The organism is Halobacillus sp. Cin3 (assembly GCF_947311855.1).
GTDB classification, from domain to species: Bacteria; Bacillota; Bacilli; order Bacillales; family Halobacillaceae; genus Halobacillus; species Halobacillus kuroshimensis.
The window spans coordinates 983,412-1,000,940 of the sequence record NZ_CAMZMV010000001.1 but is presented as its reverse complement, the minus strand read 5'-3'; the positions used below and the strand labels follow the sequence as shown (position 1 = coordinate 1,000,940).

The window sequence follows — 17,529 nt, the reverse complement described above, 5'->3', positions numbered from 1 at the left end:
AAAGATGAGACTTTATGCATACTTTTTCATTAAAGCAACTATATAAATTCATAATTGGAATCGCCGTCCTCATCCTTTCTTTCTTTGTCGCCATGACATTTGGGGCGGCGGACACCACCTTTAAGCAGGCGTGGGCTTCCATGACGACCAGTTCGCTGGACTCGACTACGACGATGTTAAGGGAAATTCGTCTGCCCCGGGAGATTGCTGCAGCCTTGGTAGGGGCAGCGCTGGCGGTGTCAGGAGCGATTATGCAGGGGTTGACCCGAAACCCTCTTGCTGATCCGGGTCTGCTTGGTTTAACCGCAGGGGCAAATGCTGCTCTTGCGGTTACACTTGCTTTTTTCCCTTCTACGAATTACATGGGAATTATGCTGGCCTGTTTCATTGGAGCGGCAGTCGGAGTGGTTCTTGTGTTTGGAATCGGTTCAGCTAAACGCGGCGGTTTTTCTCCGTTCAGGATTGTACTTGCCGGAGCCGCCATCTCTGCGTTTTTGTTCGCTGTGGCCGAAGGTGTAGCCCTTTATTTCAAAGTGTCCAAAGATGTATCCATGTGGACGGCCGGCGGATTGATCGGAACGTCCTGGAGTCAGATACAGCTGATTGCTCCCATTGTATTCATCGGGACCATTGTTGCTGTTCTGCTGGCCCGTCAGCTGACGATTATCAGCTTGAACGAAGAAGTGGCCGTCGGACTCGGGCAGAACATCCTGACTGTAAAAATTATATTATTCATCGTCATTACCCTGCTGGCCGGAGCAGCGGTGGCGCTTGTCGGAAACCTTGCCTTTGTCGGCTTGATGGTGCCCCATATGGTCAGACCGATCGTGGGTAATGATTACAGAATGGTGCTTCCGATGTCCGCTTTGTTCGGTGGGGCTTTCCTTCTCCTCGCGGACACATTGGCCCGGATCATTAACGCCCCTTATGAGACACCTGTTGCAGCGATTGTTGCTGTACTCGGTCTGCCGTTCTTCCTCTTTGTTATACAAAAAAAGGGGAGTGCATTCTCATGATTCATCCTTCCGTCTTGAAAAAACAACGTCTATATCTGATCCTGCTTTCTCTCTTAATTGTAGCAACCGCTGTAGTAGGACTTGGCCTTGGATATTCCTCCGTTTCCTATGATCGGATTCTTCCAACGATTCTCGGGAACGGCGAATTCAAAGAGGCATTTGTTTTATTTTCGATTCGTCTTCCCCGGATGATCATAACGGTACTGGCGGGGATGGCCCTTGCTTTATCCGGCGCTATTCTTCAAGGGATCAGCCGCAATGATCTCGCCGATCCGGGAATTATTGGAATCAACGCCGGGGCAGGGGCTGCTGTTGCGCTCTTCTTTTTGTTTGCCCCCATTGATGCAGGCTCTTTCGTTTATATTCTTCCACTGATCGCATTCGGGGGAGCAATGATTACGGCCTTGGGAATTTATTTGTTTTCCTATAATAAACGGACCGGTTTTGAGCCTGTACGATTAGTGCTGGTCGGTGTCGGATTTTCCATGGCTCTTTCCGGTTTAATGATTATTCTCATATCATCAGCACCAAGGGAGAAAGTGGACTTTATCTCCAAATGGCTGGCAGGAAGTATCTGGGGCACAGACTGGCCTTTCATCCTTGCGCTGCTGCCATGGATCATCGTTTTGATTCCATTTGCGCTTTGGAAAAGCAACGTTATGAACATACTAAACACAAGTGAACCGGTTTCCATCGGTGTTGGTCTTCCGCTTAAGAAAGAGCGTTTTATTATGTTGATGACCGCTGTAGCTCTTGCTGCTTCGGCTGTATCCGTTACCGGAGGGATTGCGTTTGTCGGTTTGATGGCTCCCCACCTGGCCAAAGTACTGATCGGTCCGAGAAGTCAGCTGTACCTGCCTTTGAGTATCCTGATAGGAGGATGGCTCCTGTTGTTTGCTGACACGGTCGGGAGAAACATCGCAGAACCTGACGGGATTGCTGCCGGAATTATGACCGCGCTAATCGGAGCTCCTTATTTTATTTATCTATTATTGAAGAAGTCTTGATAACCTGTTTCCTATTGAGGAACATCAATTACCATTCGGAAAAGTATGGAGGTCTCCCGGTAATCAGAACGAGGACTCACCAAATGCTTGTCTTGAAGAAAGGGAGATTTTCTGAAGTACAGAAAGTCTCCCTTTTTATATTTTAGAGTCGTAGGGCAGCCGAATGTCCCTTGGATCACTTGAAAGCGGGCTGTAAGATACGTAAATGGATGTACATGTACAGGAGAGTGGCTTCGGCTGCTGTCCGTTATACAAAAAACGCCTCCCGATCAGCCGGGAGGCGTTTTTACCATTTATTGAGTCAATCCTTCTTTTATGGTTTTGATATTCCATTCCATCATGGAGATGTAACTGTCTCCATCCTCTCCAGGTTCAGCAAGGGAATCGGTAAAGACTTTACCTCTGATCGGAACATCGGTTTCTGATGATACAGCTTCCATACTCCGGGCATCAATACTGGTTTCGAGGAACAATCCAGTGATTTGTCTTTCGTTGATCAAATCTACAATTCTAGTAATTTGATCAGGAGTTCCCTGGTTTTCCTGGTTGATTTCCCAAATGTATTCGGCTTGGAAGTTGTAAGCCTCACTGAAATATTTGAATGCTCCTTCACTTGTAACGAGCACACGTTCCTCTTCGGGGATTTCCTCGAACTGGGCCACTGCTTCATCATGCAGATCTTGCAGTTCTGCGATATATTCTTCTGCATTTCTTTCATAGACTTCCTTGTTTTCAGGATCCACCTTAATCAGGCCGTCCCGTGCGTTTTCAGCATACTGGATACCGTTTTGAATATCCAGCCAGGCGTGAGGATCTTCTTCACCCTCCTTGCCTTCTGTCGTTAAGTACATGGCTTCAACATTTTCACTCATTAAAAAGACAGGAGCATCGTCGCCGGCTTTTCCGGTGGTTTCCATCAGTTTATTGAACCATGAATTTCCGGCTTCCAAATTCAAACCATTGTAGAATACGGCATCAGCATCCGTTGTTTTCTTGACATCTTCCGGTAGTGGATCGTATTCATGGGGGTTGGAGCCGATGGGAGCGAGACTGTGAATATCCACTTTGTCACCACCGACATTCTTAACGATGTCATAAATAATGGAATACGTCGTAACGACCTGTACTTTTTCATCTTCATCTTTCGTTCCGCTTGCTTCGTTGTCTCCACAGGCTGCCAGAAAGAGCAGAGTGGAAAACACGAGTACACTAAGGATCCAATTCTTTTTCAACATAAACATAATTCCTCCTGACTATTCGTAAAACGTTGTTTTATTCAATGGTGCTTTAGATAACAAGTGTTAGAAGGGAAGAGGTACTTGTCTTCCCGGCATAAATGATGACTAGGGGAGTGATGACTCCCATTTACCTTATTCATTCATTAAACAAGGGATGCCCGCTTTTTTCTTACCTTCAGCATTTTCCATAGAAGCCCGTGCTTTGGTGAAAAAAGGAATACGAGAATAAAAAGGGCGGTTGCTGCTAAAACAATGGCAGCTCCTGAAGCCAGGTTGTAGGTGAAACTGAAGTACAACCCTGTAATGCTTGATATGACGCCGATACCGGCAGCAAGAAAAATCATGATGGACAGCCGGTCTGTTAATAGGTAAGCGGCGGCTGCCGGTGTAATCAGCATGGCTACGACGAGGACAATGCCCACGGTCTGCAGAGAAGCCACGGTCACCATCGTTAACAGAGTCATAAGAAAATAATGAATCATACGTACAGGCAGCCCATAGGCGGCTCCCATTGTTTCGTCAAAAGATGTAACGAGCAGTTCTTTATAGAATAAGTAAACAGCTGCCAGGACAACTAAACCTATGCCCATGGTGATCCACATGTCTGAGGAACGGACGGCCAGGACATTCCCGAACAGAATGTGATACAGATCTGTACTGCTTTTCAGCAGTGTAATAATGATGATCCCGGCAGCAAATGCAGCGGTGAACATAATTCCAATGGATGTGTCATGTTTGATCCGGCTGTTTTGACTGACGAATCCAATGGCAATGGCGGTTAGTACACCGCTGAAAACGGCACCGAAAAAGAAGTTGATTCCCAGCATATAAGAAATGGCAACACCAGGTAGGACGGCATGTGAGATGGCGTCTCCCATAAGTGCCATCCCTCTTAAGATAATGAAGCAGCCGATGACTCCGCAGATGATGCCGACCATAATCGATGTAAGCAGGGCTTTTTGTAAAAATTCATATTGAAAGACGGCCTCGATAAATTCCATAGTTACACTCCAATCTCTTTCATGAAGGCAAATTGCCCTTGATACGCTTTGGCAATGGTTTCTGTACGGAAAACTTCACTGACAGGGCCGAAATCAACCAATTCCTTATTTAGTAAAATCAGCTGGTCAAAATATTCTTCTGCTTTACTTAAATCGTGATGGACGACCACGACGGTTTTTCCCTGCCAGCATAATTCCTTTAGGATTTTGACGATCGTTTCCTCACTGGACACGTCGACTCCTACAAAAGGCTCGTCAAGAAAGAACATATCCGCTTTCTGGGCCAGAGCACGGGCGAGGAATACACGCTGCTGCTGCCCCCCGGAAAGTTCACCGATCTGTCTCTTGCTGAAATCTTTCATACCGACTCTGTCCAAACACTCCAGTGCCCAGATTTTTTCTTTTTTTCCCGGTCTACGGAACAATTTCAAGTTGGGGTAGGTGCCGAGCAGGACAGCATCCAGAACAGTGATTGGAAAATCCCAGTCGATATCATTTCTTTGAGGGACATAGGCGATTTTCCGTCGTGCTTCCTGAATGGAATTCCCGAATAAATGAATGGTTCCTTTATCTTTAGGAATCAAATTCAGTACAGCTTTTAGAAACGTAGATTTACCTGCGCCGTTAGGCCCGATAATTCCTATAAGGTTCCCTGGCTGCACCGAGAGACTGATACCTTTGACAGCTTCATTTCCGTAATAGGAAACGTGAAGGTCTTTGATGGAAATAGCAGGGTGGTGCATGATGATCCTCCTTTAATCATTTTCTTTATACATAGTTCGTGCATGTCTTCATGAAATTTATATTAGGGCATTTAAATTTGCCGAGTGCAACTTTTAGTTTAAAAAAGATACCCCTTTACTATATGGGGGTCCCGAAAAAAGATGACAGTATTGCTTTCAGCATAAAAAGTTTCCTTAGTGCAAAATATATAGCTAACTCCACGAAATGTCAACAGTGAAGTCAGAATATTATACGAAAGTTTATAAAAAAGGTACATTCCCGGGGGAGTGTACCTTTTTGGCCTTCTTCTTATTGGGCGCTGTTCACTTTTTTCTCGGCAATATAATCTTCCAGGCGTTCTTTCTGTGCGATTAAATCCTCCATCGTTACTTCATGTTGGTTGGTTGAAAGGGAAGGCAGTGAATTCATAGATTGAACGCCGGGGTTTTGAATGAGCTGTGAAAGCTGACCCTGGTTTTGTTCATAGAGCCGGTAGCCGACTGCTCCAACGACTGTTCCTGATACAAATCCCATCATGAAATCCTTATTTAATACCATAGTAATACCTCCTGTTTTTTTAGAATGGCAGTATTCTTTTTTTGTTTGAATCATTTAAAAGCTCAAGGACGTTGACAGCCCAAGTTACCATAGCTACCTGAAGAATGTTTCCTGCCCCGATGGACAGCATGCTTACAATTCCCGTGAGAACATCCGGGTGACGGAGTTTGTTTTCTCCGTGGGACAGAACCGTATAAGCAGTGGAAATGACAACGGCATAGTCGAGCATTCCAGGGACGCTGCCGGGCTTGTTGTTCAAATAGGCCAGCAGAATAAGGATTCCTGTTACAAGACTTCGGAAAAAATCCTTGCGCTGGGCAGGGGCAATATTGATCATGATATTGTCCAGCGGATCAAACTGCGTCTGCTTAAAAAATAAACTGATAAAACGGAGGATGATTTTTCTGTTAATCACATCCTTGGAGTAGTGGACCGTCATCGATTGAATAGCCGGTTCAATGTTTACCTTTTGTATTCCTTTAATGGACGTAAACATATCCTGGATCTGCCCGTGCTCTTTCTTATCGTAGAGAGCAGGAATGATCAGGCGGAGTCGACCAGGTATGTCGTGGACGATGGTAAAGGTTGCCTGCATGGTTTTCTCTCCTTGTTCACCAACAAGCGTGTGCTGTTCAGGACAACTCCGATTGTAGCCGAGTTGTGTATGGCGGCACCCACTGTCGGTGTAATCCATCCGAAAAGGCCGAACAATATAGCCGCGCTATTTAAAGCAATGGTGACAGCGAAATTCCTCCGGATCATCCGCATGGTGGACTTGGATAGATCGACCATATCTGCCAGGATTAGCGGATCGTCTGAGGTGATAACAAGGTCACTGGCTTCCACGGCAATATCCGTCCGTTTTCCTCCCATGCTTACTCCTATATCAGCTGCTGCCAAAGCAGGAGCATCATTGATTCCGTCACCGACCATCATGACATTTCTTCCTTGATTTTTGTAATGATGGACAAAGGCTGCTTTCTCGTGAGGGAGGACTTCAGGGTAATAGTGATCCAGATGAAGCTCCTTGAAAACTTCTTCAGCTGTCTCCTTTTTATCCCCTGTAATCATGACAATTTCATCAATCCCGCTTCTTCTTAATTGGTTGATCGTCCGCTTCATTCCTGAGCGGACAGCATCTTCGATAACAATCACACCGGCAATGGACTGATCAACTGCTGCATATACGGTGTTTTTCTTTTTTAAAGATTTTTTAAGAAAAGGCAGGCTGGTCATATCCACATGTGACTTTATGAGAAGTTCCTGGCTGCCGACCAGTACTTCCTTTTTATTGACGATCGCTCTAACTCCGTGACCTACGATATTTTCAATGCTTGAGTGGTCATGGTCATAGGCAGTAAGGCCATTCTTTTTCATTTTAGTTAAAATAGATTCAGCTATTGGATGAGAGGAATGCTCCTCAGCAGACGCCGCGTATCGGAGTATGTCGTTTTCGGTGAAACCATTAAATGGAAGGATTTGAACAATTTCAGGGCGTCCTTCCGTAATTGTTCCGGTTTTATCCAATATAGCCGTATCGACAGAGGCTAAGGACTGCAGGTGCTGCCCGCCTTTCATGATGGCACCTTGACTGGCTGCTCTGCCGATTGAAGCGGAAACAGCAGTAGCTGTAGCCAGCTTGATCCCACATACATAATCAATGACAAGCATGTTCAACACACGGTCCCAGCTTCTTGTAAGGGCGTATGTCAATAATGCCAGCAGGAATGACACGGGTACCAGCCGTTCCGACATGTCGTCGGCGTAATTTTGAATCGGGGCTTTGGAATCCTGAGCATGTTCAATCATATGAATGATTCCGGCAGCGGTCGTGTCTTCTCCGACGCGGGTGACTTCCATCTGCAGACTTCCGGACTGTACAATAGTCCCAGCATACACTTCCTGTCCTTTGAACACTTCTTGAGGCATGTATTCTCCTGTAATGGCCGATTGATCTATGGTGGCGGTTCCTTGGCACACTTGGCCATCCGCTGAAATTTTTTCCCCTTCGAAAACCGCCAGTGTATCACCGGGATTGATGGTTTGAATGGGGACTTTCTCTTCCCTGCCGTTATGAATTACTTTCCATACATATGGCGTATCTACACTCATCATATCCCGCACGTATGTTTTCGTTCGCTGTGACGTCATATCGGTAATAATCTCACTTAACGTCGACATGATGAGAATCATAACGGCTGACTTCGGATTTCCTTTTATAATAGAAGCGATGATAGCAGCCATACTCAATGTGTCGGCATTTGGGCGGGTCTTTTCCTGAAGTGGCCGCACCCCGTTCTTTAAAGTATTCCTGCAAGCGTACAGGGTGGTCAATGCTGAAGGGGAAAGGACTTTCAGCATTCCAGTGAACCGGGAGGCAGGTAGGAAAAAGTCCATCAGGAACGCAGCACCTGCTGTTCGAAGTTCTTTTTTATACAGTGAAAGTTCAGACACAGAAGAGAGTAAACGAGCTGTCCTGCTGCTGTCCGCATTCCAGTGAACGTCGTGGTGGAGCAGCAGCGATCCTGTTTCCGGGGTGTAAAGGGCGGATTTCACCCCTGGAAGGTTTCGATGAAAAGCTTCGACGACTTCTGGCCTATGTTCTTTTTCCATTCTCAACCGTGTCCTTCCTGGCAGCTGATGTATGATTGTTCCTTGCATCAAGGTTTATCGTCACCATCTTTCTGGATGAGAGTATAAGCCCAGTAAAGGAGGCTGCTGGCAAAGGCCGGGTTGCCGCCGAAACCTGTTGTTCCTTTATATAGGAGCCATAAAACCAAAAGGGATTCCGCATCGGTTTTCCCTCCGGTTTGTTTCTTAACCGCATTGTTCAGAGAGTTCATCCCTTTTCGGAACGAACTTTTCATCTTTGATTCTATGTAGGGGTAGGTCGATGTAGACGTGTCGACGGCCAGCTGGATTAAGGCATCAAATTGTTCTGATGTCAGGGTACTGCTGTTGAACAAGATCAGAAGACTCCCTGTGATTCCTGAAGCTTCCACATGCTGGACGATGGGGATTTCCGTGAATACTTCTTCCAGAGCAGCGGCTGTCGTTTCATTTTTCCAATGATCGCTTTGGAGACGGACTCTTCCCGGCATCGCATGGAGGACCTGAACTTTTTGATCCTTCATCCGCTTCATGATTTCTGGAGCGGCCAAAGATGCACCCAGCCCGATTAAATTCTGGATCATAATTCAGTCACTTCTTTGGAGATTACATCATTGTGAACGCGTTGAATGATGGTTAACCAGTTTTCTATTTGTTTTTCCCCTACATTTGGATCAGGATCGTACTCTACAAGCAGTGTTCCGGTCTCTGGTGTGTGTTTGACGGTATATATTTTATTTTCCAATTCCAACAATGGAATCAAACGCGTAATAATTTTAGAACGGCCTTCCCAGTATGGTGACGAAAGCCGGACTCTGCCGGGAATAAAATGGAGAACGTCTATCCTGTAAGATCCCAGCATTTTTTCCAAGCGTTTTAAAAATAGGACTTGCTTTACTTTAGTGAGCATGGTGGACTCCTTTGCGATAGATTGTTTAACATGTTTATGATTAAGTGTATGTAAATTTCCATTATATGACAAGGTAAATTCCTCCTGTTCATGATTAACATAATATGGTTGAAATCAACAGTTTTAGACAGTATCTTTCACCATTTAACAAGATGAAACAAAAACTACCCGGACTTTTATCCTGCCAGGTGCAGCGTGAAAGATTCGTAAAGATAGAGTGAATAAGGTCAATGGGAGGGGATGTTTTTTCATTTGGAAAGATTCCTTGACTATGGCGTGTACCCCACGGTTTATAATAAGTGCAGGAGGGTGTGTCATGTATAAAAGAAGTGAATTCTCAAACCTTACGGGACTCAGCAAGGATACACTCCGGTATTATGCAGAGGTGGGCCTGTTGGAACCGGCTTTTATTCATCCGGAAAACAAGTACAGGTACTATGATGACGGCAGCTATTTTCTCGCTCTTCTGCTTGGTAAACTGCGGAGGTTCGGTTTTTCCATACAGGAAATGAAAACCGTAATGGACGATGAATCCTTTGCCAGTCTTGAAGAATTGTTAGCAGAAAAGAAGAGAAAGATGGAACAGGAGGCCGAAGATATTCAGGCAAGAATTAAGGAACTGGATGCTTTTATCCAATCAGGTAAGGAGGAGAACGAATGATAGAATGGGAAAAAGAAAAAATGATCGACGCTTCTCTTGAGGATGTGTGGGATCTTTTCAAAGATCAAAACATTAAGCGGATCATGCCTAAGGTGGAAGAGCATAAGCTGATTGAAAAAACAGAAACGGAAGCAGGTGCGAAACACCTGCAGACCTACAGAGAAGGGAAGCGTCTCGAAACCTATACTGTAGATACGCTTGTGTATGAGGACAAGCCGGCATTTAAACATAAGAAAATCGCTTTTGTGATCGGCAAAGCTTTTGAAGTAACGGCGTCCTTCCGATTGGAAAAAGTGGATCAGTCGACAACAAGGTTGATATATTCCGGGTCCAATCGTGGGACTAACTTTGTCGGCCGTGCCATGATGAAGCTGGCGAATAAAAAAGGGAATGATAAAGTCGTCCAGGAGTTCGTCGACCGTGTAGAAGAGCAGGCAACGCTGTCCAGCGAATTATGGAAACCGTAAGGTGGAGGACCTGATCATTTATAAGGGCTGGATTGGAAGGGAAGAGACTCATATGTAGTAGAGAAAACAGATTGAACGTCTCACATAACTAATCAATCCTGTTTTACGGGAAAGGAGCGAGTCTATGGAAATCATTACGCTTCCGGAATGGAAGGCAGCCTGCAGGAGATGGGAAGGAGGTTACACAGAACTTTCGGATCTGAAAGGGTTGATTGAGGGTGTAATGGAGGAAATAATAGGAAGAGCTGACCTTGAGTATGTATCTGAACAGTGGGGGTTTTCCTATCATACAAGGACTGATGGATTTGTGCACTATTCAGGGTTTCAGGTTGACGAGTCGGTGGAATTTCCTTCGACGATGAACATTCAAACGATTCCAGAACAAACCTATCTTCACGTGCAGCATATGAAAGGAAAAAGTGTTGCAGACACCTATACAGCTGTCTATCAATGGTTTAAGAATACGGGGAGACAACCTCATCGTGAACCTGATGTGGAGTATTATGATGATCTGCCAATCAAGTTCGAGAAGTACCCGGTGCCAAGGAAAATGGATCATCATGATTTTGATATCTACATCCCACTTCAGCAGCGAGATCATTGATCCGGATCAAAAAAGAAGACCGTCCCAGCTTTAGAAACATTACGTAGAGGTAGCTGTATGTCATCTGGATTGCGAAGGTCCGCATATTGGGAAGAAGTCTGTAGGGAGCACGGCCTCCGTTACCTTTTTCCGGTAGAGATTCCTGACCAAGCAGATCTTCGGATGATGGTGCTTCTTCAGGCATACTTAACGGGCTTTTTTCATAAGATCGGGAATCCAAGTACAAAAAAGCTGCCGGGAACTTTACCGACAGCCTCACCGGCCGCTCTTACGGCCGGTTTTCTTTTAATAAACTTTGTCTCCATTGAAGATGGAGTTTTTCACAATGACATAGTCCACGTGTCGGATGCCATCAAGATCGGTACCGCCCGCATAGCTGATAGCGGACTGAAGATCCTGTTCCATCTCTGTGAGGGTATCTTTCAAATGTCCTTTGTATTCCACGAACATCTTCTTGCCCTCGACGTTCTTCTTTTCTCCTTTTTGATATTCAGAAGCTGAACCAAAATATTCTTTGTATAGTTTCCCACCTTTTTCAACGGTTTCTCCCGGAGATTCTTCGTGACCGGCAAAGAGAGAGCCGATCATTACCATGGAGGCGCCGAAACGGATGGATTTTGCGATATCTCCATGGGTGCGGATTCCGCCGTCGGCAATAACAGGTTTACTGGCTGCCTTTGCACACCAGCGTAAAGCTGCCAGCTGCCACCCACCAGTACCGAAACCGGTTTTGACTTTTGTAATACAAACCTTTCCTGGTCCGATTCCTACTTTAGTGGCATCGGCCCCGGCGTTTTCAAGTTCCCTGACAGCTTCGGGAGTACCGACATTCCCGGCAATAACGAACGTGGATGGGAGGTGGGCTTTGATGTGCTGAATCATATGAATGACAGCGCTGGAATGTCCGTGGGCGATGTCGATCGTAATATAATCCGGAGTCAGATGGCGGGCAGCTAAGGATTCGATAAATTCATATTCGTCTTCCTTCACACCTACACTAATGGAAGAAATCAAACCTCTTTCCTTCATTGTTTCAATAAAACGGGTACGTGTTTCAGGCTGGAAGCGGTGCATAATATAGAAATATCCATTTTCAGCAAGCTTTGTTGCTGTTTCATCATCAATAATGGTCTGCATGTTGGCGGGAACCACAGGCAGCTTGAACGTATGATTTCCAAATTGAACAGAGGTATTGCATTCAGAACGACTATTTACGACACATTTTGCGGGAATTAATTGAACATCTTCATAATCAAATACATTTTCCATCAAAATCACTCCTGAAACACGAATATTTTAGTAATAATTAAATATATTGTTCGTACAATAGTAATTTACATCATTGTGCGCTTCCTGTCAAAGAAAGATTGATTTCCTTTCTATTAAGAGGGAAGCCATTGTAAAAGCCGATTAAAATGATCAAAAAGAAAAACAAAACCCTTGCAAAAGTGAATCATTTTATAGAACATAGGGAAGGATTGTACTTTGAAACAGAAGATGGAGGTTCAAAATGGAGACGACGCAGAATAGAAAAATTATTTTGGCAACGTTTATGATCGGGGCGTTTTTCGCGATTCTCAATGAGACGCTTTTAAACATAGCATTAACAGAACTTATGGATGTTTTCGGCTTAAGTGCTCCGACGGTCCAGTGGATGGCCACGGGCTTCATGTTGGTGATGGGGGTATTGATGCCGATATCCGCCCTCTTGATTCAATGGTTTACCACGAGACAGATGTTTATCGGAGTTATGACGATCTTCTTAATAGGAACGACAATTGCTGCGACCGCATTGAACTTCCCGATGCTTTTAACAGGGCGCATGATTCAGGCGGTTGGAACGGGTTTATTAATACCTGTAATTATGAATGCCCTCCTTTTGCTTTATGAGCCTGCGGTCAGAGGAAGGATTATGGGGACATTCGGACTTGTCATCATGTTCGCTCCAGCGATTGGACCGACATTATCGGGAGTCATTGTCGATTTCCTTGGATGGCGCTGGTTGTTTATTACTGTCATTCCATTTGCCTTGTTTTCCATCGTTTTTGCATGGAAATTCCTTGAGAACGTCGGTGAGATCACACGACCGAAGGCGGACGCACTTTCGATTGTCCTTTCTTCTATAGGAATCGGGGGGATTGTCTATGGATTCAGCAGTGCCGGGGAAACAGAAGCAGGATTCGCCTCACCATTAATCATTGTGATTCTAGCTGTGGCAGTCATCAGCATAGCCTGGTTTGTTTTCCGGCAGCTCCGTTTGGAAGAGCCGCTTCTGGATGTGCGGGTTTTTCAATATCCCAGCTATACTAGAGGCATCTCTATTTTTGTTATTGTCATTATGGCAATGTTCGCTTCCGAAATCGTCATGCCGATGTATCTCCAGGGGCCGCTTGGTTACTCTGCTAAAATCGCCGGACTGCTTTTACTTCCCGGCGCTTTGCTTAATGGGTTAATGTCACCGGTTATGGGGACGTTATTTGACAAAGTCGGCCCGCGGAAGCTGATTATTCCCGGGACTATTGTCCTGACAGGCGTCATGTTCTTCTTCAGCCAAATCACGCCCTCCATCCCGACGTGGAGTTTTGTTCTTGCTTATATACTGCTGATGTTGTCAATTTCAGCCATTATGATGCCTTCCCAGACCAATGCGCTGAATGAGCTGCCGAAGCACTTGTATCCTCATGGAACAGCGATAGCCAATACGCTGCAGCCGATCGGTGGAGCGCTTGGAGTATCCATTTTTGTCAGCATAATGAGCCAGGGGCAGAGAAATTACCTCGATGGAGAACAGGCACAGGAGGGAAGTGCCCTTATGACCGAAGCCATGACCGCCGGCGTCCATCAAGCCTACTGGTTTGCGCTTGCCCTGGGAGTTATCACAGTGGTCATTGCTCTTACGATTAAGCGTGCGGTTTCTCCTGATTACGACAAAGAAACTGAACAGAAACAAGCATAAAAAAGACCCATCCGGATTCCGGATGGGCTTTTTTTATTATAGATTCATCATACGGATGATGAACGACTCCAGAGGTTTTCTGGATTTAATATTTTCGTTGCATTTCCTGCTGTCATAGCAGATATAATTCCCACGGCTTACGCTTTCTTCAGCATCTTTCCCTTTGCTGGTGACCGTAAACAGGCCGACACGCTCCTGTTCATGGCAGAGCGTGCATATGTTTTTCTGCCGGGATGGCAGGTAGTGTCCGTAAAGACCGGTATACCGGCCGTCGACTTTAGTGATGATATATTTCCGATTGGCTGCAGGGTCATTCCATCCCATATAGGACATTTCAGCCCAGTCCATTTCATCGAATTCCGGAACCTGGAGTTTTTTTACTTTAGGAAACAGTAGACTGATTTCTGCGTCAGTCAGCTTCGGGAAAGGAATCACGTAATGCTTCAGTCTGGAAAAATAAAAAATGGCATCCGTTTCTTCCTGCACCTGTTCAATCTGACGGATCAATTCGTGCTGGCCTTCCGTTAACGTTTCAAAAACATCGAGGGCTTTTTCGGAAGAGAGAGAGGTAAGTGCCTGAGTGACCGATGAATCATTGGTCGTCCGGTGGCCGTTCAACAGATTCTGGGTTTCATTCTTTATATAATGGTATTGATCGGAGCGGATAAATGCATCCATGTTCATACCTCCGTTTCTAGTAGGTGTGGTCTTATTATTTCAGAGCCGCTTCATTTCATCAACTTAAAGGCTTTTCATTCACACTGGAATACCCTGTAAGTGTAAGATTCGGGGGCTTTTTCATATTCCCTGATGATTATGGAACGCTAGGATTATGGAAAAAGAGTAAGGAGGGTGACTTATGAATACGGTTATGTACCTTGGAAACGGGATCGTGTTATTTTTTGTTTTATACATGCTGGCCCGGACGCTTGGAAAGAAATTGACATCCCAGATGACGCTTTTCGATTTTATTGCAGGTATAACCTTGGGAAGTATGACAGCGACGACGTTTCTATCTCCAAGTGTGTCCCTTCCGCGTGGCATCCTTGCCCTCGCTTTATTTTCCGGACTGGTTTTTCTTATCGACCATTTGACGTTGAAAAGTCTTTTGATCCGCCGGATTTTCAATAGTGAAGCAAGCATGCTCATGAAAGATGGGCGGATTCAGATGGAAGAAATGAAAAAAGTACGTTTTACAGTGGATGAACTCATTGCAGAGTTAAGGAAGAAAGGTGTCTTCAGCTTCAGTCAGGTGGAGGCAGCTGTACTCGAAACCGACGGGACTGTAAGTGTATTGAGGAAAGCGGACGCTTCTCCGGTCACCCCCGCACAGATGAACCTTGTCACTCAAACCATTTCTTCTCCCTACCTTGTGATCACTGATGGAAAAGTTGTCAAAAAACAGCTGCAGCAGAGCGGTTTCAGCGAACAATGGCTTCAGGAGCAGGTGAAAACGGCGGGGTATGTTTCTTTTAAGGAAATTTCAGCCTGTCAAATTCATCAGGATGGATCCCTGTACCTTTCGGGAAAGTAATCGACGGTCCTCCCAACTATAGACCCAATCCTTCGACAACATCTGGAATAAAAATGCAGAAAATGAGGATTTTATGTTTAAGAGTAGGTAGGGTGGGTTATTAACTTGTAGGTGGAAAATAGTGGGTTGTGTCAGCTTTTGGATCATACATACATAGGAAACTCACCGTAGAAGCCAATATGAAACGGGAGTGTTTGGATGAAGAAAAAGTTTTTGAGTACGATGATGGCCGGTGCTGTAATGTTTGCGTTACCTCTTCAAGCCGCTGCGGCTGACATGAGTGCGGAAGACATCTTGAAAAAATCGAATGAAGCGATGATGGATCTGGACAGCTATACGATCCATACGTCTTCTGATCAGAAAGTACCTGGTATGGAGGGTGGAGAAAACTCAGAAGTGACATCTGAATCAAAAGCGGATGTCATGCTTGATCCTCTTAAAATGCATATGACGACGACCATTGCCGGTCAGGAAACGGAATCATATTTGACTGAAGATGGGTATTACGTACAGATGCCTGAGGAAGGCTGGGTAAAAATGTCCGGAGATCTTGGAAATCTTCAAAAATCCATGATGGCAGAAGGCCAGATGTCCCAAGCCATGCCGCTTGCCTCGGACATGACCGTCAGTGAGGAAGATGACGCTTATGTTCTGACCTATGAAGGTGACGGCGAAAAACTATTGAAAATGTCCACGCAAATGCTTCAATCTTCCGGCAGTCAGCAGGATTCGGAGCAGTCTGCTGAAATGCAGAAGATGATTGAGCAGTTGATGGAGAAAGTTGAAATTGAAGATTTCTCCTATCAAGTAACCATTGATAAGGAAAACCATTATATGACAGGTATGATGATGGATATGAAACTGACGTTTGAGGACAGCAGTGAATCTATAACCATCAGTCAGACATCTGATGTCACTCTTTCCAATTTCAATGGAGTAGGCTCTATCGAAATTCCTCAGGAAGTCCTGGATGCCCAGACACTCGAAGAGACTGCCGGTGGTGAGCTTCCAGACACATCTTCCCATGAACCGGTTTACGCATTAGCAGGCGCACTTGCTGCCGCTGCTGCCGGAGCCGTCCTTTTGTACAGAAGAAAAGAGACAGCATAAGAAGGAGATAGAGAAGCCGCACAGCGGCTTCTCCCTTTCTTTATTAATGAAAAGGAGGTTTTTTCGTGAATAAATTTCTTATTGGGATCATAACCATCGGGCTTTCCATCTCTCTGTTTTATGGACTTCAATGGTGGAATGCTGCCGGTGCAGTAGAGAAGGTCTCCCAAGAAGAAATCAGTACATGGGAGGAAGCTTCCACGGAAATAAATGAAAGGGCGGTCATGGATGGGCCGGACCGTAAAACGGCCGGGGAAGAAAAGGTATACAGTGAGCAAGTATCTACATATGAAAAAGGAGAACAGATGGGAAGGTTAATCATCCCGATGCTTAACAAAGGATACACCACTTACTGGGGAGCAGATGAGGATTCACTGAAGCGAGGCGTCGGCATGTATGTGAGTGAGTGGACCACCACTCCTGATGAAAAAGGGCATACCGTGTTAAGCGGGCACCGGGAGACGGTTTTTACGAACCTGGGCGATATCAAGCAAGGAGATTCCCTTTTTTATGAGTATGAACAAAAGCGTTATGAATACAAAGTAGAGAAGACCTGGATTACCGATGCAGACGACCGCTCTGTCATTGTGGATAAGAAGGAGCCGACATTGACATTGACTACCTGTTATCCGTTTAATTTTGTTGGAGATGCGCCGGAAAGGTATATTATTCAAGCTTCTTTGGTGCACGTTAGTGAAATGGACGGATCATGACAAGAACAGGATGGACAGCTTTGAAAGGCAGGTTGGGTTCAATAAAGTCCGACGGAAAAAAAGAAAATGGGAGCAATTTAGTCAAATTTCGTTTACAATAGAATTGAATTACATATTGGAAAAGCAGGCGCAATTGAACGACTCAATTGCTTAATAGGGAAGCTGGTGTAATTCCAGCACGGTCCCGCCACTGTAACAGAGAGAGACCCGCATGATCCACTGTACGCGAAATCGTATGGGAAGGAGCGGGGCTTGTTGACCTGAAGTCAGGAGACCTGCCTGCTTTAAACACCAAAAAAACCTACGCGGATAGGAGGGTGTGTCGAAAGATTAGAAGAGACCCGTCTGCGGTGTTTTCTAATGGTGCACATCTTTTCCGGGGATGTGTTTTTTTGTGTTCCAAGGAATAAGGGGAGGAATA

At 45.3% G+C, this 17,529-nt stretch carries 19 protein-coding genes and 1 riboswitch; of the genes, 9 read left to right on the top strand and 10 right to left on the bottom strand.

Translation table 11 applies throughout. The features are described from left to right. The first annotated feature begins 14 nt into the window (after positions 1–14). On the top strand, positions 15–1,016 hold the full coding sequence (locus tag QMA39_RS05405) for an iron ABC transporter permease (RefSeq protein ID WP_281658151.1): 1,002 nt from the start codon (positions 15–17) through the stop codon (positions 1,014–1,016). After that, a complete protein-coding gene (locus tag QMA39_RS05400) occupies positions 1,013–2,023 on the top strand; it encodes an iron ABC transporter permease (RefSeq protein ID WP_281658150.1) in 1,011 nt (336 codons plus the stop codon). Before QMA39_RS05405 ends, QMA39_RS05400 begins: the two co-directional genes overlap by 4 nt. Positions 2,024–2,316: 293 nt before the next feature. Here the strand turns inward: QMA39_RS05400 and QMA39_RS05395 are convergent, their stop codons facing one another. From QMA39_RS05395 to QMA39_RS05360, 8 genes are all read right to left on the bottom strand, one after another. Next, positions 2,317–3,258 carry a zinc ABC transporter substrate-binding protein gene (locus tag QMA39_RS05395; protein ID WP_035531376.1) on the bottom strand — a complete coding sequence of 314 codons (942 nt, stop codon included), beginning with the start codon at positions 3,256–3,258 and terminating at the stop codon, positions 2,317–2,319. A gap of 146 nt (positions 3,259–3,404) precedes the next feature. Beyond that, positions 3,405–4,262, bottom strand: a complete 858-nt coding sequence (locus QMA39_RS05390) for a metal ABC transporter permease (RefSeq protein ID WP_027954577.1) — start codon at positions 4,260–4,262, stop codon at positions 3,405–3,407. 2 nt (positions 4,263–4,264) lie between these two features. Then, positions 4,265–5,005: a metal ABC transporter ATP-binding protein gene (locus QMA39_RS05385; protein WP_206932949.1), complete on the bottom strand. Its 741-nt coding sequence runs from the start codon at positions 5,003–5,005 to the stop codon at positions 4,265–4,267. Positions 5,006–5,294: 289 nt separating this feature from the next. Beyond that, on the bottom strand, positions 5,295–5,543 hold the full coding sequence (locus QMA39_RS05380; RefSeq protein ID WP_027954575.1) for a hypothetical protein: 249 nt from the start codon (positions 5,541–5,543) through the stop codon (positions 5,295–5,297). 19 nt (positions 5,544–5,562) lie between these two features. Beyond that, on the bottom strand, positions 5,563–6,138 hold the full coding sequence (locus QMA39_RS05375) for an HMA2 domain-containing protein (RefSeq protein WP_206932948.1): 576 nt from the start codon (positions 6,136–6,138) through the stop codon (positions 5,563–5,565). Next, positions 6,087–8,156 carry a cation-translocating P-type ATPase gene (locus QMA39_RS05370; RefSeq protein WP_281658149.1) on the bottom strand — a complete coding sequence of 690 codons (2,070 nt, stop codon included), beginning with the start codon at positions 8,154–8,156 and terminating at the stop codon, positions 6,087–6,089. The genes QMA39_RS05375 and QMA39_RS05370 overlap by 52 nt, the downstream gene beginning before the upstream one ends. Before the next feature lie 47 nt (positions 8,157–8,203). After that, positions 8,204–8,737 carry an HMA2 domain-containing protein gene (locus tag QMA39_RS05365; protein ID WP_281658148.1) on the bottom strand — a complete coding sequence of 178 codons (534 nt, stop codon included), beginning with the start codon at positions 8,735–8,737 and terminating at the stop codon, positions 8,204–8,206. Beyond that, the gene (locus QMA39_RS05360) at positions 8,734–9,135 is read right to left on the bottom strand and encodes a hypothetical protein (RefSeq protein WP_281658147.1); all 402 of its coding nucleotides are present in this window, start codon (positions 9,133–9,135) and stop codon (positions 8,734–8,736) included. The genes QMA39_RS05365 and QMA39_RS05360 overlap by 4 nt, the downstream gene beginning before the upstream one ends. A gap of 244 nt (positions 9,136–9,379) precedes the next feature. Here QMA39_RS05360 and QMA39_RS05355 point away from each other — a divergent pair, with 244 nt between their 5' ends. The 3 genes from QMA39_RS05355 to QMA39_RS05345 all read left to right on the top strand — a co-directional run bounded on the left by QMA39_RS05355 (position 9,380) and on the right by QMA39_RS05345 (position 10,795). Beyond that, positions 9,380–9,724 (top strand): MerR family transcriptional regulator, encoded by a 345-nt coding sequence (locus tag QMA39_RS05355; RefSeq protein ID WP_281658146.1) that lies wholly within the window; start codon positions 9,380–9,382, stop codon positions 9,722–9,724. Then, a complete protein-coding gene (locus tag QMA39_RS05350; protein WP_027954570.1) occupies positions 9,721–10,191 on the top strand; it encodes an SRPBCC family protein in 471 nt (156 codons plus the stop codon). Before QMA39_RS05355 ends, QMA39_RS05350 begins: the two co-directional genes overlap by 4 nt. A gap of 124 nt (positions 10,192–10,315) precedes the next feature. After that, the gene (locus QMA39_RS05345; RefSeq protein WP_281658145.1) at positions 10,316–10,795 is read left to right on the top strand and encodes an effector binding domain-containing protein; all 480 of its coding nucleotides are present in this window, start codon (positions 10,316–10,318) and stop codon (positions 10,793–10,795) included. A 285-nt stretch (positions 10,796–11,080) separates the two neighbouring features. Here the strand turns inward: QMA39_RS05345 and guaC are convergent, their stop codons facing one another. Continuing rightward, positions 11,081–12,064 (bottom strand): GMP reductase, encoded by a 984-nt coding sequence (gene guaC, locus QMA39_RS05340; protein ID WP_281658144.1) that lies wholly within the window; start codon positions 12,062–12,064, stop codon positions 11,081–11,083. 241 nt (positions 12,065–12,305) lie between these two features. Between guaC and QMA39_RS05335 the strand changes: the two genes are divergently transcribed. Then, a complete protein-coding gene (locus QMA39_RS05335; RefSeq protein WP_206932939.1) occupies positions 12,306–13,751 on the top strand; it encodes an MDR family MFS transporter in 1,446 nt (481 codons plus the stop codon). A 36-nt stretch (positions 13,752–13,787) separates the two neighbouring features. Here the strand turns inward: QMA39_RS05335 and QMA39_RS05330 are convergent, their stop codons facing one another. Next, a complete protein-coding gene (locus QMA39_RS05330; protein WP_027954565.1) occupies positions 13,788–14,429 on the bottom strand; it encodes an elongation factor G-binding protein in 642 nt (213 codons plus the stop codon). 181 nt (positions 14,430–14,610) lie between these two features. Here QMA39_RS05330 and QMA39_RS05325 point away from each other — a divergent pair, with 181 nt between their 5' ends. The 3 genes from QMA39_RS05325 to QMA39_RS05315 all read left to right on the top strand — a co-directional run bounded on the left by QMA39_RS05325 (position 14,611) and on the right by QMA39_RS05315 (position 17,108). Beyond that, positions 14,611–15,285 carry a DUF421 domain-containing protein gene (locus tag QMA39_RS05325; protein WP_281658143.1) on the top strand — a complete coding sequence of 225 codons (675 nt, stop codon included), beginning with the start codon at positions 14,611–14,613 and terminating at the stop codon, positions 15,283–15,285. Positions 15,286–15,483: 198 nt separating this feature from the next. Beyond that, complete coding sequence (locus tag QMA39_RS05320; RefSeq protein WP_281658142.1) at positions 15,484–16,395, top strand: DUF6612 family protein; 912 nt, start codon at positions 15,484–15,486, stop codon at positions 16,393–16,395. Positions 16,396–16,460: 65 nt separating this feature from the next. Beyond that, positions 16,461–17,108, top strand: coding sequence for a class D sortase (locus tag QMA39_RS05315; RefSeq protein ID WP_281658141.1), 648 nt, complete (start codon positions 16,461–16,463; stop codon positions 17,106–17,108). 108 nt (positions 17,109–17,216) lie between these two features. After that, positions 17,217–17,406: riboswitch (cobalamin riboswitch) on the top strand. Positions 17,407–17,529 lie beyond the last annotated feature (123 nt).

Excerpts from the sequence above, each read along its gene's own strand:
- QMA39_RS05405 (WP_281658151.1), top strand. The coding sequence starts at position 15 with ATGCATACTTTTTCATTAAAGCAACTATATAAATTCATAATTGGAATC.
- QMA39_RS05400 (WP_281658150.1), top strand. The coding sequence starts at position 1,013 with ATGATTCATCCTTCCGTCTTGAAAAAACAACGTCTATATCTGATCCTG.
- QMA39_RS05395 (WP_035531376.1), bottom strand. The coding sequence starts at position 3,258 with ATGTTGAAAAAGAATTGGATCCTTAGTGTACTCGTGTTTTCCACTCTG.
- QMA39_RS05390 (WP_027954577.1), bottom strand. The coding sequence starts at position 4,262 with ATGGAATTTATCGAGGCCGTCTTTCAATATGAATTTTTACAAAAAGCC.
- QMA39_RS05385 (WP_206932949.1), bottom strand. The coding sequence starts at position 5,005 with ATGCACCACCCTGCTATTTCCATCAAAGACCTTCACGTTTCCTATTAC.
- QMA39_RS05380 (WP_027954575.1), bottom strand. The coding sequence starts at position 5,543 with ATGGTATTAAATAAGGATTTCATGATGGGATTTGTATCAGGAACAGTC.
- QMA39_RS05375 (WP_206932948.1), bottom strand. The coding sequence starts at position 6,138 with ATGCAGGCAACCTTTACCATCGTCCACGACATACCTGGTCGACTCCGC.
- QMA39_RS05370 (WP_281658149.1), bottom strand. The coding sequence starts at position 8,156 with ATGGAAAAAGAACATAGGCCAGAAGTCGTCGAAGCTTTTCATCGAAAC.
- QMA39_RS05365 (WP_281658148.1), bottom strand. The coding sequence starts at position 8,737 with ATGATCCAGAATTTAATCGGGCTGGGTGCATCTTTGGCCGCTCCAGAA.
- QMA39_RS05355 (WP_281658146.1), top strand. The coding sequence starts at position 9,380 with ATGTATAAAAGAAGTGAATTCTCAAACCTTACGGGACTCAGCAAGGAT.
- QMA39_RS05350 (WP_027954570.1), top strand. The coding sequence starts at position 9,721 with ATGATAGAATGGGAAAAAGAAAAAATGATCGACGCTTCTCTTGAGGAT.
- QMA39_RS05345 (WP_281658145.1), top strand. The coding sequence starts at position 10,316 with ATGGAAATCATTACGCTTCCGGAATGGAAGGCAGCCTGCAGGAGATGG.
- guaC (WP_281658144.1), bottom strand. The coding sequence starts at position 12,064 with ATGGAAAATGTATTTGATTATGAAGATGTTCAATTAATTCCCGCAAAA.
- QMA39_RS05335 (WP_206932939.1), top strand. The coding sequence starts at position 12,306 with ATGGAGACGACGCAGAATAGAAAAATTATTTTGGCAACGTTTATGATC.
- QMA39_RS05330 (WP_027954565.1), bottom strand. The coding sequence starts at position 14,429 with ATGGATGCATTTATCCGCTCCGATCAATACCATTATATAAAGAATGAA.
- QMA39_RS05325 (WP_281658143.1), top strand. The coding sequence starts at position 14,611 with ATGAATACGGTTATGTACCTTGGAAACGGGATCGTGTTATTTTTTGTT.
- QMA39_RS05320 (WP_281658142.1), top strand. The coding sequence starts at position 15,484 with ATGAAGAAAAAGTTTTTGAGTACGATGATGGCCGGTGCTGTAATGTTT.